The sequence below is a fragment of the Delftia sp. WSY_10 genome (assembly GCF_043104705.1).
Taxonomy (GTDB): Bacteria; Pseudomonadota; Gammaproteobacteria; order Burkholderiales; family Burkholderiaceae_C; genus Comamonas; species Comamonas tsuruhatensis.
Window position 1 is genome coordinate 332,091 of record NZ_JBICKY010000015.1, and the last position, 14,456, is coordinate 346,546.

The following is a 14,456-nucleotide window of genomic DNA, read 5'->3' on the forward strand; positions in this document are numbered from 1 at the left end:
GGCCTGCAGGCGGCATCAGTCCTCAATACCACGCTGGGCGGGAATACCGGCCTGGAAGGCGTGCTTGACCAGTTCCATGCGCGTGACCGTATCGGCCACGGCAATGATTTCCTCGGGGCAGCGCCGGCCCGTGAGCATGACGTGCACATGGCGCGGGCGGTCGGCCAGGGCCTGCAGCACGGGCTCCAGCGGCAGCCAGCCGTAGATCAGCGGATAGGTGATTTCGTCGAGCACGACCAGGAAGTGATCGCCCGAGAGAATGGCCGTGCGGGCGCGCTCCCAGCCTTCGCGTGCGATCTGGGCAGAGCGTTCATGGTCCTGGCTCTTCCAGCTGAAGCCGTCGCCCAGTCCCTCGATGGGCATGCCCAGCTGCTCGAACATGCGGTGCTCGCCAAAGCGCGCCGTGGGCACCTTCATGAACTGGAAGATCTTGACGGACTTGCCCCGGCCATGCGCGCGCAGGGCCAGGCCGAAGGCCGCCGTGCTCTTGCCCTTGCCGTCGCCGGTGTTCACCAGCACCAGGCCACGGCGTTCGCCTTCGGGCTTTTCATAGGGCTTTTCCGTCGGGGCCTGTTCAATCTGCATGGGTCTGTCGTCCTCAAAAGTTGCACACGCTGCGGCGGGCATGCGCCGCAGCGGAGCGCCACTTTAACCGAGGCGCACGCCCAGCCGGCGCTGCAGGGCACGCACGGCGCTGTCCACCGTGGTGAGCACGGGCAGGCCCGTGGCGGCCTCGCAGGCGGCGCGGGCACGCGCCATGCTGAACTGGGCCAGCGCAATGCGCGTGCAGCCACGCGCAGCCAGGGCCCTGGCCTGCTCGACCACCAGGCGGTCATGCGTGGCGGTGTCGCCGCGGTTGAGCGCGTCCATGGCGCCATCGGCCAGGGCAGGCACCAATTCGATGCTGGCCGGGAACTCCGGCGGCATGGACTGCAGCGTGGGCGCGAAGCTGGAGATCAAACCCAAAGCACCCTGCTGGCCCTGCACGGCCTGCACCGCCTCTTCGATCATGGCCTCGTTGGGCTTGAGCACAGGCAGCGGCGCATGGCGCGCGGCCACGGCCTCGATGCAGGGGCCGAAGGCCGAGCAGGTGAACAAGATCCCCTGCGCGCCCGTGTCCACGGCGTACTGCGCCAGGCGCTGGAAGCGCTCGTGCATGGCGGCGTCCAGCCCGCGCCCGTTGCGCGCCAGGTCGGCCGAGAGGCTGTCGTCCAGCAGGTTCATGCGTACCGCCTCGGGCCAGTCGCGCGCAAAGGCTTCGTTGATGGGAGCGACGGAATGGCTGAGGGCGTGGATGAGGGCGATGCGGGTCATGGATTGGGGGAATCTGAAAAGGAAAGGAATTATTGGGGCGCCAGCCGGGTGAACTGGGAGCGCGGCAGCAGGCGCTTGAAATCGGCATCGAAGCTGACCACATGCTCGCCCTGGTGGATGGCGGCGGCGGCCAGCCAAGCGTCCGGCACGTCATTGGCGGAAAGCGCCTTGTCGGCGCACAGTTGCCTTAACGCCGGCCATTCGGCACCCAGCACGGCCTGCTCGACGCCGGGCGATGCCAGCAATGCGTCAACGAAGCGCAAAGCCTCGACCATAGGAGTCGGGTTGACGAAGATCTTCGGATGCGTGACCAGGCGCAGAAAGTTCGCCACCACCATGGGCTGCAATTTCAGCAGCACGCCCTGGCTGGCATCGGCCATGGCCTGCTCCAGCCAGTCGCGGGCCACCGAATGATGGGGGTGGTCGCTGCGCGATGCCGCAACCAGCAGGTTGACATCGGGCGTCATGGTTGATCCTGCTGACCGGCGGCATCCAGCAGCGCGCGGTTGCTCAGTGCGTCCAGCCCCGGTGCCAGTCCGCCCTTGCCGCGGTAGACGGGAAGGCGCACGCGCCGGGCAGGCGCCTGGGCCTTGCGCAAGCGCAATTGCAGGCCCTCCTCGATCAGGCGCGTCAGGCTGGTGTGCTGCTGTGCCGCATAGGTCTTTGCTTCGGTCAGCAATGCATCGTTGAGGTCAAGCGTGGTCTTCATGACGGCCCTCAGAGCAGGAATTTCGTACAGATTTCTCGCACAGATCCTTTGCAAAGATCTTTCGTACAGATTTCTGTATGTTAGAAAAATTCCGCTGGCAGGACAACCAGGCCGGCCTGCGCCCTTCAGATGCCCTTGGACGAGGGATGAGCGAAGGATGGGCGAAGGCATCATGCCCCTCACCACGCGGTCCACGATGGCCTTGGCCTCGTCCCCGATACGCCTTCAGCGATTCAGGTGTTCCCTGCAGCCTTTCGCGCCGATGACGATGCCGGTCAGAGATTCTTCGGCGTGTGTCATGGGCTCTGCACCCAGAGTGCCAATCTGCAGGATGACGTTGCGCCGCATTCCAGAGCCGGTATTCATGCCTCCGCCATGAAGCACCTTCGGGTGGATCGCCACGATCTGGCCTGGGTCACACTGCACGGTGACGGTGTCGGCCGGATCGGGAGTGGGCCAGGTGCCACTCACCTTCTGCTGCTGCGCCTCCTGGTCGGAGATGCGATGAGTGCCCGCATCAAAGCAGGTGGCACCGCTCTCCACCGACATGCCATCCAGGCAGATCATCAGACGAACAAAGCTGGAATCCCTGGTGCAGAAATACCCATTGGGATAATCGCGGTGCCAGGAGATTGACCGTCCGAATCCGGGATTCTTGATGGTCACGTTCATGAAATGGACCACTGCCTCGTCCACGCCAAGAAGCGTCGTTGCCGCCGAGACAAGCGCGGCATCGTGAAGTGTCTCTGCGAAGACTTCATCAAAGCGGGCGGGATCTCCAACAATGAAGATCGAGTTTCCGGTAAGGGCACCATCCAAGCCGGCGCGCTTGCTGGCCGGCAGATCTTTCTCGTACACCAACAGCTCGTCCAGCGCCGGATCCAGTGTCCTGGCCTGCGCATGGCGCTGGATGGCTTCAACAGATGCCACCAAGCTGTCGAGAAGGCCCTTCTCCATGGGTCTTGGCCAGATGACAAATCCCTGCTGTTCAAACATCCCCAGTGCATCGGCAAGCATCGAAAAATTCCTCCACCCTTTTTTTGTGAAGCGCCATTTCACCCTGTTGCGACAGAAAAAGAGATGTATCGCAGTCTGAAAATCAGCATGCCAGGGCCGAAGCCGCCATTTGCGCCACAGCCATTGCAGCGCCAGGATCATCACCGTCTTCCATGCTCCAGACGGCAGACAGCCCCGACCAGGCCAGCACCCATTGCAACAGGCGCCTTTGCTCTATGCCCGAGACTTCGGCAATGGTGGCCATGCGGCGCGCAAAGCGCCCCGGCGCCAGTGCGATGGCGGGGTCGGGATTGCTCAGGATGTTGGCGTAGTCAAAGCCGCGCTCACCGTGCAGGCCCTTGGGGTCGATGGCCAGCCAGCCCAGGGGGCCGAAGTCCAGCACATTGCCGTGGTGAAGGTCACCATGCAGCACGGTCACGTCGCGCGGTGCGGCCAGCAGCTCGCGCGCCGTGGTGGCGCACAGGCCGAGCAGGCTGGCGGTTCCATGGCCTTGTGCAAGCAATGCATGGAACCACTGCGTCAGAGGCACCAGGGGTGGCAACGCCTTGGCGCGCGGCAGGTGCAGGCGCTTGGCAGCGGTGCACAGGATGCGCGTGGCCTCCTCATCGCGCGCGCCACGGGCCATCTCCACCAGCGATTCGGGTCCTGTGGCGCGCAGCATCAGCAAGGCCGGCCCTTCCTGGGCCAGCACAGGCGCGGCGCCGTCGCCATTCCACCAGGCCATCAGGCGAGCGCCGGCCATCTCTTCGGGCTCCAGCGCAATCTTGAGCATAGCGGGCGTGCCACCCTGGCGCACGGGCAGCAGCACGCCGCGCGGCGTGGACAGGGGCTGGCCATCGATGGTCAGAGCCCAGCGGCTCAGATACGGCGCATGGAGAGACATTTTTTCCAACAGGCGATCAGGGAGCTGCGGCTTGCCCCCGCAGCCGTGGCAGGGCCAGCCACTGCCCGTCGATGGCGCGGATGCGCAGCCGGTGCTCGAACACGGCCTCCAGCGCCGCATGCGTGGCCGCGTCGGCGCAGGCGCCCTGGTGCATCACCTGCCCCTTGTCGAGAATGACCAGGTCCTGGGCCTGCAAGGCCATCGATATCTCGTGCAGCACGCTGACCACGGTGCAGCCCTGGGCGACCAGGGCCTGCACGCATTCGAGCCAGTCGGCCTGGTGCGGCGGGTCGAGGTTGGCCAGGGGTTCGTCCATCAGCAGCACGCGGGCCTGCACGGCCAGGGCGCGCGCCAGCAGCACGCGCTGGCGCTCGCCGCCAGAGAGACTGCCCACGCTGCGCATGCGCCAGTCCCAGCCCTGGGTCTGGCGCAGGGCCTGCTCCACGGCGGCATGGTCTGCCTGGCTGGGCGCAGCCAGCCAGCCCTGGTGCGGCAGGCGGCCCAGCATGACCACGTCCTGGACCTGCATGTCGCCGGCCACGGGCTGGTTCTGGCCCAGCCAGGCGAGCGAGCAGGCCCGTTCGCGCGCACTCCATTGCCGCAGCGGGCGGCCCAGGAGCTCCACCTCGCCTTGCACGCCAGCGCCGCACTCCATGCCTGCCAGGGCGCGCAGCAGCGTGGATTTCCCGGCGCCGTTGGGGCCGACGATGGCGGTCCAGCGGCCGGCGGGCAGGGCCAGGCTCAGGCCGCCCAGGACCTGTCGATCGCCCAGGCGAACCTTCAGGGCGCGCGCTTGCAGGGCGGGGGCCAGTGCCGTCATGCGCCCTCCCCGCCGCGCAGGGCGTGGCGGCGGTGCATGAGCCACAGCAGGTAGCTGCCGCCCAGCAGGGCCGTGAGCGCGCCCACGGGCAGCTCCTGCGGGGCGATGAGCCAGCGCGCCAGCAGGTCGGCGGCCAGCAGCAGCACGGCGCCCATGCCCGCGCTGAGCACCAGCAGCCAGCGGTGCATGGACCGCACCATGGAGCGCACCAGATGCGGCGCAGCCAGGCCGACGAAGGCGATCAGCCCGGTCTGCGCCACGGCCGTGCCCGTGGCCAGCGCCAGCAGCAAGATGAGCACCATGCGCAGCGGCGCCAGCGGCAGGCCCAGGCTGTGGGCCGTGGCCTCGCCCAGGGACAGGCCGTCGAGCACGCGGCCCAGGCACCAGGCGCCCAGGGTGGTGGCCAGCAGCACGGCCAGCATCAGCGCGCAGGCGCCCCAGCCGATGAAGGAGGTGCTGCCCAGCATGAAGGCCTGCATGGCCTGCATGATGTCCGGGTTCATCAGCAGCACCAGCGATGCGGCCGCGCCCAGCACCACCCCCACCACCACCCCGGCCAGCAGCAGGCGCATGGTGTTGTGCACGCCCTGGGCCAGCACCAGGGTCAGCAGCACGGCCAGGGCCGCGCCCGCAAAGGCCGCGCCCGTGACACCCAGGCGCGCCAGTCCCGCCAGTGCGAAGGGCGAGGCGCCCAGCGCCGCCATGCTCAACGCAACGCCCAGCGAGGCGCCGGAGGCACTGCCCAGCAGATAGGGATCAGCCAGCGGGTTGCGGAACACGCCCTGGGCGATGGCCCCGGCCAGCCCCAGCAGGCCGCCCGCCAGCCACGCGCCCGCCGTGCGGGGCAGCCGGATCTCGGTGACGATCTGCCAGGACAGCGGATCGCTGCGCGCCGCCCAAACGCTCTCCCAGCCCGTGCTGCCCACGCCCGCGCCCAGCAGCATGAGCAGGACACTCACGACCAGCAGGGCCAGTGCCATCCAGGGCGCAGCCAGGCCGCTGTGGTGCCTGCGGGCCTGCCTCACCGTGCGGCCCCGTTCAGGCAGCGCGCCATCAGCGCAGCGCCCTCGGCCAGGCGCGGGCCGGCGCGCACCAGCACGTCCAGCTCGGCTGGCACAAAGCGACAGACGCGCCCGGCCTGCATGGCACGCAGGCGGCCCCAGCCCGGATAGGGCTCGCCCGATGTGCCCAGGCTGCGGTCGCCGCCCAGGATGAAGTCCGGGTCGGCGCGCACCACGAATTCAGGGTTGATGCGCGGGAACGGCCCCAGCTGCGCGCCCACGATGTTGCGCATGCCCAGGCGCGCCAGGGTCTCGCCGATGAACGAAGACTCGCCTGCGGCAAAGGGGCCGCGGTTGACCTCGAAATACACGGTCTGCCCGCGCAGCGCGGGGGCCATGCTGCGCTCCACCTCCTGCATGCGCGCCTCAATGGCGGCCCAGACACGGTCGGCGCCCTGCGCGGGCGGCAGGTCCAGCAACTGGCCCACGGTGCGCAGCACGGCCTGCGCATAGGCATGGGTGCGCGGCTCCAGCGCCACCACCTTGAGGCCCAATGCCTGCAGCCGCGCCACCGAGCGCGAGGCCATGGACACCAGCACCAGATCGGGCTTGAGCGCGACGATGGCCTCGATGTTGGGATCGATTCCGCCGCCCACCACAGGCAGGGTCTTCACATGGGCCGGCCAGTTCGAATAGCGGTCCACGCCGACCAGGCGCTGGCAGCCGCCCAGCTCGCACACGGTCTCGGTCAGCGAGGGCAGCAGGCTGACGATGCGCTGCGGCGGATGTGGCAGCTCCACCGGAACGCCCCGCCCGTCCGTGACCCGGATGGCAGCCTGCGCCGCAGACAGCGCCAGTGCCAACGCCAGGCCCCACAGGGCGGGACGCCATGGCCTCACGGCTGCGGGCCCTTGAGCGCCAACGGCAGGCCGGCGCACATCAGCGTGACGGTTTCGCAGCTTTGCGCCGCACGCTGGTTGAGCACACCCAGCGCATCCACAAAGGCCCTCACCTGCGATCCCAGCGGGATCACGCCCAGGCCGATCTCGTTGCCGACCAGGATCACCGGGCCGGGCGCAGCTTGCAAGGCGGCAAGAAAGGCCGTGCATTGGCCCTCCCATCCGCGCGCCAGTTCCTCGGAAGGCTGGGCCGGCATCATCCAGTTGGTCAGCCACAGCGTCAGGCAGTCCACCACCAGCAGGCGCTGCGGCGTGCTGTGCCGCGCAAGCATGGCGGCCAGGTCCAGCGGCTCCTCAAGCGTGGCCATGCCGGGCACGCGCTCGGCGCGGTCGCGCCGGTGGCGGGCGATGCGCTCGCGCATTTCGTCGTCCCAGGGCTGGCCGGTGGCGATCAGCGCGGCCTCGCGGTCCAGGGCGCCATCGAGCCAAGCGCGGGCCAGCAATTCGGCACGGCGCGACTTGCCGCTTTTCTGGCCGCCCAGAATGAGTTGGCTGCGCGCAAGCGAATAGGTAGATATCTGGTCGGTCATGACGCCTGGCCTGCGGGAATGTCAGCGCCCAGCAGCGCCGCCACGGCGCGCGGCTGCGAAGCAAACCAGGCATGGAAATAGCTGGCGTACACGCTGCCTTGGCGGTACAGCGCCTCGCCCCGGTCGGGCTGGGGGGCCTGGCCGGGGCGGCTGCTGCGCCCGGCCTCGGCCATGGAAGTGTCCAGCCGGCTGTAGTGAAAGGTATGGCCGCGCAACAGGCCCCAGGGCGTGGGCAGTTGCTGCATGCCCAGGCCGGCCAGGCGCGGCTGCATGCGCGCATGGCCGGGCAACAGGCCCCAGAGGTCCGTGGTCCGGCCCGCAGTGTCGGTCAGTCGTTCGCACAGCGCGAGCATACCGCCGCACTCGGCCCAGACCGGGCGGCCGGCAGCCACGTGGGCGGCAATGTCACCGCGCAGCGCGGCATGGGCGGCCAGCGCGTCCAGGTGCAGTTCCGGATAGCCGCCGGGCAGCCACAGCGCATCGCACTGCGGCAGGCGCTCTGCGGCCAGGGGCGAGAAGAAGGCAATCCGCGCACCCATGGAACGCAGGCAGTCGAGGTTGGCCTGGTAGATGAAGCTGAAGGCCGCATCACGCGCCACCGCCACGGTGCGGCCCGCCAGCCAGGGCTGCACGGTTTCGGCAGGTTCCGGGCACGGTTCAAAGTCCACGGACCAGTCCTGCCAGCTGGCGCCCTGCCCGACTTCGGCCTGCCAGGGCAACTGGCCCAGCGGCGTGGCCAGCAGCGCATCGGCGGCCACGTCCAGGCGCTGCAGGGCATCGTCCAGCTCATGCGCGGCAACCAGGCCCAGGTGCCGCCCGGGCAGCAGCGAGGTGGCGCCTGCGCCCTGCACCCGCGCCAGCGCGCCCAGCCACAGCGAAGGCTCGCGCAGGCCGGCACGCAGCAGGTCGGCATGGTGGGCGCTGCCCACGCGGTTGGCCAGCAGGCCGGCCCAGCGCAGGCCGGGCCGGTAGTGCTGCAGGCCATGGGCCAGTGCGCCAAAGGTGCCGGCCATGCCCGAGGCGTCGATCACGGCCAGCACCGGCAGGCCCAGCCGCTCGGCCACATCGGCCGCGCAGGGCGTGCCGTCGAACAGGCCCATGACGCCTTCCACCAGGATGAGGTCGGCCTCGCAGGCGGCGGCGTGCAGGCGCGCACGCATGTCGGCCTCGCCCGTCATCCACAGATCGACGCTGTGCACGGGCGCGCCGCTGGCCAGCTCGTGCCAGTGCGGGTCCAGGAAGTCAGGGCCGCACTTGAACACGCGCACGCGGCGCCCCTGGCGCGCATGCAGCCGCGCCAGCGCAGCCGTCAGCGTGGTCTTGCCCTGGCCCGAAGCCGTGGAAGTGATCAGCAGCGCCGGGCAGCGTGCCCCGCCCTGGCCAAGGTCAATGTTCATGTGTTCGCTCCGCGCGGCGCATTGTAGTGCGCGCCCGCACCGCGGCCGCAACCAATGCTTACGCAATACATCCCGCCGAAGCAGACGAGTCCTACAGATGGCGCTACGATTTTGTGAGACAGTCTGGCGCTCGCTCTCCAATACCCGAGCAAGGCGCTGACGTCAAGCCGTGTACGCCTGCCTGTTACCAGGTTTCCTCGGATACTTCCACGGAATGTGCTCACTTCGTTCGCACGTCCTACAATCTCAGCGTCTATGACCTCCCAGACTTCCCTCGACCACATTGCAGAGCGCGTGGAGCGCCTGCTGGTTCGCCACGAGGAACTGCAACGCACCAATGCGCTGCTCGCCGAGCAGGTGGCGGCCCTGACCCAGGAGCGTGATTCGCTGCGCTCGCGGCTCAACGCCGCCCGGGCCCGCGTCGATGCCCTGATCGAGCGCCTGCCCTCCAACCAGGGGGCCTGACCCCTTCGCAACCGCCGACGCCCCGAACGCCCATGAAGCAGATCGAAGTGCAAATCCTGCAGCAAAGCTATGTGCTGACCTGCCCCGATGGCCAGGAAGAGCGTCTGCTCGAAGCCGTGCGCCGAGTGGACACGGCCATGACCCGCATCCGCGACAGCGGCAAGGTCCGCTCCCGCGAGCGCGTGGCCGTGCTGTCCGCGCTGAACATGGCCTTCGACGTGCTGGACCGCGAAGCCCAGGAAAGCGCCATGGCCACGGCCCAGGCCGAGATGCAGTCCCTGCATGACGAGGCCGCTTCCCAGCACAACGCCCCATCCCAGCCGCCCGAGCCCAGCCCCGAGGAGCTGGCCGAGCGTGCGCGCCAGCAGGCCCTTGCCGAGCAACTGGTGCTGCGCCTGGACCAGGCCCTGGAGGGCGATGCGCGGCTGATCTGAGCCTGGGCCGCCGCTGCCTTTCCTTGCCCCGCACGACAGCCTCTTCGGAGGCTGTTTTCATTGCATCGCCCATGTCAATGAAAAGCCCATGCCGTTCAAAGAACTTGATCGCGGGCCTGATCAACGGCCTTAGAATGGAGGCGTCTGCAAACCCGCCGGGCTTTATAGTTCCTTGGACCAATGCTCTATGAGCCCGGGCTTGGTACATTGCCATTCGAGCGTGATCGTCTCGCGTCAGATGAACCCAACGTCTGGCTGCCCTTGCCCCCCTGAACCCCGGTTCAGGATGACGGCCCGGTGGTCTTTGCAGACACCTGATTCCAACCCGGCGCACCTCCACGGTGCGCCGGGTTTTTTGTTGCCCGCCCCTCCACTACCGATCTGCCGCCGCATGCCTGATCTGCTGTTTCTCGAACTGGCCCTGCTGGGCCTGTGCTCCGGTTTCCTGGCCGGCCTGCTGGGAGTGGGCGGCGGCATGGTGCTTGTGCCGTTTCTGACCTACTTTCTCGACAAGCGCGGGGTCGGCCCGGACCTGTCCGTGAAGATGGCGATCGCCACGGCCATGGCCACCATCGTGTTCACCTCGATCTCCAGCCTGCGCGCCCACCACGGTCGCGGCGCCGTGCGCTGGGACATCGTGCGCAGCCTGGCGCCGGGCATCATCACGGGCGGGCTGCTGGCCAGCCTGGGAGTCTTCGCACTGCTGCGTGGCAAGTACCTGGCGCTGTTCTTTGGCGTGTTCATCGGCTACATGGCGCTGCGCATGCTGCGCAGCAACAGCCAGCCCACGGCCACGCGCGCCCTGCCGGGGCCGCTGGGGCTGTACGGCGCGGGTACGGGCCTGGGCTTCATCTCGGGGCTGGTGGGGGCAGGCGGGGCCTTCATCAGCGTGCCCTTCATGATGCGCTGCTCGGTGCCCATGCACATGGCCGTGGGCACCAGCGCGGCGCTGGGCTTTCCGATTGCCGTGGTGAATGCGGCAGGCCTGATCTTCACAGGCGCCGGTGATGCGGGACGCCCCGAATACTCGCTGGGCTACCTGTGGCTGCCGGCCCTGCTGGCACTGGCCTGCTGCAGCGTGCTGACCGCACCGCTGGGCGCGCGGGCCGCGCACCGGCTGCCCGTGGCCCAGCTCAAGCGGATCTTCGCCACGCTGCTGTTCGGCCTGGCGGCCTACATGCTCTGGAAGGGCTTGAGCGCGGGCAGCTGAGCGCTTGCCACCTGGGCCATTCTCTGCCGGTAGGCGATGGCGCCGATGCCGGCGCGCTGGGCCTGCAGGCATTCGCCGAATTGCTCGCGCGGCAGGCCCGGCGCGCACAGAAAGCCCTGGAAGTAGTGGCCCTGCATGCGGTGGATGGCCGTCAGCTGCTCGTGCGTTTCCACGCCCTCGGCCACGATCTCCACGCCCAGCGCCAGCCCCAGGCTGATGATGGCACCGACGATGGCCTGGTCGCCCTCGTCGCTGGGCAGGCCGCGCACAAAGCTCTGGTCGATCTTGATCTTGGAGATGGGCAGCTTCTTCAGGTAGGCCAGGTTGGAGTAGCCGGTGCCGAAGTCGTCAATCACCATGCCCACACCCAGATCGGCGATCTGGCATACGCGCAGCGCCATGTCCTGTGCATCCTGCAGCAGGATGCTTTCGGTCAGCTCCAGCTCCAGCAGATGGGGCTCCAGGCCATAGCGGCGCAGCAGCTCGGTCACGCGCTCGACAAAGCCCGACTGGCGAAATTCCAGCGCCGAGACGTTGACCGACACCTTGATCGGCATGCCCTGCTTCTGCCAGCGCGCAGCCTCCTGCACCGCCTGCTCCATGACCCAGGCGCCCAGCGTGACGATGTAGCCCGACTCCTCGGCCAGCGGGATGAAGACACCGGGCGAGACCACGCCGAATTCGGGGTCGGTCCAGCGCAGCAGCGCCTCGGCCGCGACGATGCGGTCGCTGTCGATGTGCACCTGGGGCTGGAAGTACACGGCCATGCGGCCATGCTCCAGCGCCTGGCGCATGGCATGCTCCAGCTTCATGCGCGACAGCAGGCCCGCGCTCATTTGCGGCTGGTAGAAGCTGAAATGGCCCCGGCCCCGCTCCTTGACGCGGTACATGGCCGTGTCGGCCTGGCGGATCAGCTCGTCCAGCGTGAGGCCGTCGGCCGGGTACTGGGCCACGCCGATGCTGCACTGCACGGAAAAACCCAGGCCGTCGAGCAGGAAGGGCCGCTCCATCTCCTGCAGGATGCGCCTGGCCACCGCTGCAGCCAGCTCGGCGTTGCAGCCGTGCAGGTAGAGCACGAACTCGTCGCCGCCCAGGCGGCACAGGATGTCCACGGGCCGCATGCAGTCGCTCAGGCGCTGCGCGACCAGCTTGAGCACTCGGTCGCCGAACTGGTGGCCCAGCGAGTCGTTGATGATCTTGAAGCGGTCCAGGTCGATGAACAGGATGCTGAACACCGTGCCGCCTGCGCGTGCGGCCTCGATGGCCGCATCCACGCGCTCCGTGAGATTGAGCCGGTTGGGCAGGCCGGTGAGCGCGTCGCTGTAGGCCAGCTGTTCGATGCGCTGCTGTGCCACGCGCTGCTGGGTGAGGTCGCGCATGAAGCCGATGCTCTGCACCACGTCGCCCTGCGCATTGCGCAGCGGCACCCAGGACAGGCGCACGGCGCAGCGCGCACCGCCGGCCTGGCGCAGCCACAGGTCGCCCTCCCAGAAGCCGCCTTGATGCCACTGTATGCGGGCCAGGTCGCCCAGCGTGTCGGATGGGTCTTCGGCGGCTTCGAACAGCGATTCCACCGTGCGGCCCTGCACGGGCATGCCGCCCAGCAAGCGTTCGCAGGCCGGGTTGGTGCGTGCCACGTCCATGTGGTCATCGGCGATGAAGATGCCGTCCAGGCTGGACTCGAAGACCCGCGCAGCCAGTTCCAGGCCCGCCTGGGTCTGGGCCTCGGCCGTGATGTCGCGGAAGGAGAAAATGCGCCCCATGGGCAGGCCCCGGCGCAGCTGGGGCACGGCGCGGCGCTCCAGGATGCGGCCGTCGCGCAGGTCCAGTACGTCGGACGCTTCCATCAGGGGCTGGGCCGACAGCAGCTTCAACTGCTGCGCGTAGGACTCGGCATCGCGCACCTGGCCGGCCAGGTGATCGAGGATGGCCGCGTCGTTGCGGCGCACCAGCAACGCCTCGGGAATGCCCCAGAGCGTGGCGAATCGGTGGTTGAAGGCGCGGATACGGCCATCGGGATCGCACACCAGGATGGCGTCGGCCGCCGACTCCAGCGTGGCGCGCAACTCGCCCAGCAGGCTTTCGAATTCGGCCTCGTGCAGCGCCTGCTCGCGCCGGTCCAGCATGCTGACCAGGAGCACCTCGCCGTCGAGCGCGCGCACGCGCATCTCCACGGGCGCCAGCTGGCCGTCGGCACGGCGCACCTCGGAAATGAACTGGGCGCCGGCCTGCCAGTTGAAAGGGTCGCTCCAGAACGCCTGCTGCTGCGGCGTGGCGGCCAGCACCTGCACGGGTAATCCCACGGCGGCATCGGTCTCATAGCCGGTGACGGATTCGCTGGCGGCGTTGGCGCGCAGCACCTTCAGGCTGCGGGCATCGATCAGCCACAGCGCCTCCTGCAGTGCATCGAGCAGGCGGGGCCAGGCGCGGTTGAGCGCTTGCTTGTTCAAGACGCCACCTTCGGCGGATCCAATTCCACCGCCCGTTCAAAGTAATAGCAGACACGCCGGCGCGGCGACAGATAGTCCAGCGCGTCGCGCGGCAACTGCGCAGGAGCCACGCCCCGGCGTATGCCCAGCGCGGGAAACAGTTCCAGCGCCAGCACGGGCGCCTGGGCGGCCGGCACGCTGGCGTCATGGACCATCACCGAAGGCTTGAGCGGCCGCGATGCATTGACGGACATGACCATGGCATGGCGCCCATCGGTCAGCTCCACCACCGAGCCCGGCGGGAACACGCCCATCATGCGGATGAAGCCATTGAGCACGGGCGCGGCGAACTTGTCGCGCAGCCGGCTGAACAGCATGGACAGCGCCTCGTGCGGCGTGTGCGGCGTATGCGCATCGCCGGGATTGCACAGGCGGTCATAGGTGTTGACCAGGGCCAGGATCTGGCCCGTGAGCTCCATGTCCTCGGCCACCAGGCTCAGCGGGAATCCCGTGCCGTCGGCCCATTCATGGTGCTGTGCGATGGCGGTGGTGACCTGGGCCGACAGGCCCATGCGCATGGCGATGGCCACCGATTCACCCACATGGCGCTCGTAGCGGTCGCGCAGCGCGTCGGGCACGGAAGACTCCAGGGCCAGGCCGTGCATGCCTTCGGCGCCGGCCACCGGCTTGCCGGCATCGTGCAGCAGCGCCGCCAGGCCCAGGTCGCGCAGCAGCGCAGCCTCCAGGCCCAGGGCCCGGCCCAGCAGCAGGCCGAGCACGGTCACGTTGACGGCATGCACGCTCTGGTTGCTGCCAACGCCATCGGACAGGAGGTGAATCGCCACGTCCTGCGGGCCGGCCAGTTCGGCCAGGCAGCCGTCGACCAGGGCTTCGGTGGGCATGCGCGCCTGCTCGGGCGCGCTGGCAAGGGTGGTTTCGATGGCCACATAGCCACGCTCCACCTTCTGAAAGCGCGCATTGCAGTCCTCCAGCCGGCCACGCCAGTTGGGCACGGACAGCAGCAGCGGCGCTGCGGGTGCAGGTTCCTCGGCGGGTTCGGCTGCGGCGGCCGCCACAGCGGGCAGCGGCTGCGGCGGCGGAGTGCGCACCTCGGCCGGCCAGGCGTCGCTTTTGTGCGGAACGCAGCGCACCGCCTCCAGGCCCAGGGATTTCAGGGTCTGGATCTGTGCGCTGGAGGTGATCTTGAAGCTGCTGACCGGAAAGGGATGGTTCAGCCATCCAACATCGAGCTGGACAAACATGCCCGGACGGAGGTCTCGGATATCGA

At 68.6% G+C, this 14,456-nt stretch carries 16 protein-coding genes; 3 read left to right on the forward strand and 13 right to left on the reverse strand.

Annotated elements, in window-relative coordinates:
• Positions 1 to 15 precede the first annotated feature (15 nt).
• The 11 genes from cobO to ACF8ML_RS07965 all read right to left on the reverse strand — a co-directional run bounded on the left by cobO (position 16) and on the right by ACF8ML_RS07965 (position 8,630).
• On the reverse strand, positions 16 to 585 hold the full coding sequence (cobO, locus tag ACF8ML_RS07915) for a cob(I)yrinic acid a,c-diamide adenosyltransferase (protein ID WP_013803210.1): 570 nt from the start codon (positions 583 to 585) through the stop codon (positions 16 to 18).
• A gap of 63 nt (positions 586 to 648) precedes the next feature.
• Positions 649 to 1,314: an aspartate/glutamate racemase family protein gene (locus ACF8ML_RS07920; protein WP_034363079.1), complete on the reverse strand. Its 666-nt coding sequence runs from the start codon at positions 1,312 to 1,314 to the stop codon at positions 649 to 651.
• A gap of 29 nt (positions 1,315 to 1,343) precedes the next feature.
• Positions 1,344 to 1,781 (reverse strand): TA system VapC family ribonuclease toxin, encoded by a 438-nt coding sequence (locus ACF8ML_RS07925; protein ID WP_016453067.1) that lies wholly within the window; start codon positions 1,779 to 1,781, stop codon positions 1,344 to 1,346.
• A complete protein-coding gene (locus tag ACF8ML_RS07930) occupies positions 1,778 to 2,023 on the reverse strand; it encodes a DUF6364 family protein (protein ID WP_392406884.1) in 246 nt (81 codons plus the stop codon). The genes ACF8ML_RS07925 and ACF8ML_RS07930 overlap by 4 nt, the downstream gene beginning before the upstream one ends.
• 225 nt (positions 2,024 to 2,248) lie before the next feature.
• Positions 2,249 to 3,181 carry a phytanoyl-CoA dioxygenase family protein gene (locus ACF8ML_RS07935; RefSeq protein ID WP_392406886.1) on the reverse strand — a complete coding sequence of 311 codons (933 nt, stop codon included), beginning with the start codon at positions 3,179 to 3,181 and terminating at the stop codon, positions 2,249 to 2,251.
• Positions 3,123 to 3,923: an aminoglycoside phosphotransferase family protein gene (locus tag ACF8ML_RS07940; protein ID WP_392406887.1), complete on the reverse strand. Its 801-nt coding sequence runs from the start codon at positions 3,921 to 3,923 to the stop codon at positions 3,123 to 3,125. The genes ACF8ML_RS07935 and ACF8ML_RS07940 overlap by 59 nt, the downstream gene beginning before the upstream one ends.
• 16 nt (positions 3,924 to 3,939) lie before the next feature.
• Positions 3,940 to 4,743 carry an ABC transporter ATP-binding protein gene (locus ACF8ML_RS07945; protein ID WP_392406889.1) on the reverse strand — a complete coding sequence of 268 codons (804 nt, stop codon included), beginning with the start codon at positions 4,741 to 4,743 and terminating at the stop codon, positions 3,940 to 3,942.
• Positions 4,740 to 5,723, reverse strand: coding sequence for a FecCD family ABC transporter permease (locus ACF8ML_RS07950; protein ID WP_392406891.1), 984 nt, complete (start codon positions 5,721 to 5,723; stop codon positions 4,740 to 4,742). The genes ACF8ML_RS07945 and ACF8ML_RS07950 overlap by 4 nt, the downstream gene beginning before the upstream one ends.
• 41 nt (positions 5,724 to 5,764) lie before the next feature.
• Complete coding sequence (locus ACF8ML_RS07955; protein ID WP_392406893.1) at positions 5,765 to 6,643, reverse strand: ABC transporter substrate-binding protein; 879 nt, start codon at positions 6,641 to 6,643, stop codon at positions 5,765 to 5,767.
• On the reverse strand, positions 6,640 to 7,233 hold the full coding sequence (locus ACF8ML_RS07960; protein ID WP_013803219.1) for a bifunctional adenosylcobinamide kinase/adenosylcobinamide-phosphate guanylyltransferase: 594 nt from the start codon (positions 7,231 to 7,233) through the stop codon (positions 6,640 to 6,642). The genes ACF8ML_RS07955 and ACF8ML_RS07960 overlap by 4 nt, the downstream gene beginning before the upstream one ends.
• Positions 7,230 to 8,630 carry a cobyrinate a,c-diamide synthase gene (locus ACF8ML_RS07965; protein WP_392406896.1) on the reverse strand — a complete coding sequence of 467 codons (1,401 nt, stop codon included), beginning with the start codon at positions 8,628 to 8,630 and terminating at the stop codon, positions 7,230 to 7,232. The genes ACF8ML_RS07960 and ACF8ML_RS07965 overlap by 4 nt, the downstream gene beginning before the upstream one ends.
• Before the next feature lie 255 nt (positions 8,631 to 8,885).
• Between ACF8ML_RS07965 and ACF8ML_RS07970 the strand changes: the two genes are divergently transcribed.
• The 3 genes from ACF8ML_RS07970 to ACF8ML_RS07980 all read left to right on the forward strand — a co-directional run bounded on the left by ACF8ML_RS07970 (position 8,886) and on the right by ACF8ML_RS07980 (position 10,739).
• Positions 8,886 to 9,095, forward strand: a complete 210-nt coding sequence (locus ACF8ML_RS07970; protein WP_012204637.1) for a hypothetical protein — start codon at positions 8,886 to 8,888, stop codon at positions 9,093 to 9,095.
• Between the two features lie 32 nt (positions 9,096 to 9,127).
• A complete protein-coding gene (locus ACF8ML_RS07975) occupies positions 9,128 to 9,529 on the forward strand; it encodes a cell division protein ZapA (protein WP_016445211.1) in 402 nt (133 codons plus the stop codon).
• Between the two features lie 391 nt (positions 9,530 to 9,920).
• Positions 9,921 to 10,739, forward strand: coding sequence for a sulfite exporter TauE/SafE family protein (locus ACF8ML_RS07980; RefSeq protein WP_016445210.1), 819 nt, complete (start codon positions 9,921 to 9,923; stop codon positions 10,737 to 10,739).
• Here the strand turns inward: ACF8ML_RS07980 and ACF8ML_RS07985 are convergent.
• On the reverse strand, positions 10,703 to 13,189 hold the full coding sequence (locus tag ACF8ML_RS07985; RefSeq protein ID WP_047327127.1) for a bifunctional diguanylate cyclase/phosphodiesterase: 2,487 nt from the start codon (positions 13,187 to 13,189) through the stop codon (positions 10,703 to 10,705). The genes ACF8ML_RS07980 and ACF8ML_RS07985 overlap by 37 nt on opposite strands.
• Positions 13,186 to 14,430, reverse strand: coding sequence for an HD-GYP domain-containing protein (locus ACF8ML_RS07990; RefSeq protein ID WP_392406995.1), 1,245 nt, complete (start codon positions 14,428 to 14,430; stop codon positions 13,186 to 13,188). Before ACF8ML_RS07990 ends, ACF8ML_RS07985 begins: the two co-directional genes overlap by 4 nt.
• Positions 14,431 to 14,456 lie beyond the last annotated feature (26 nt).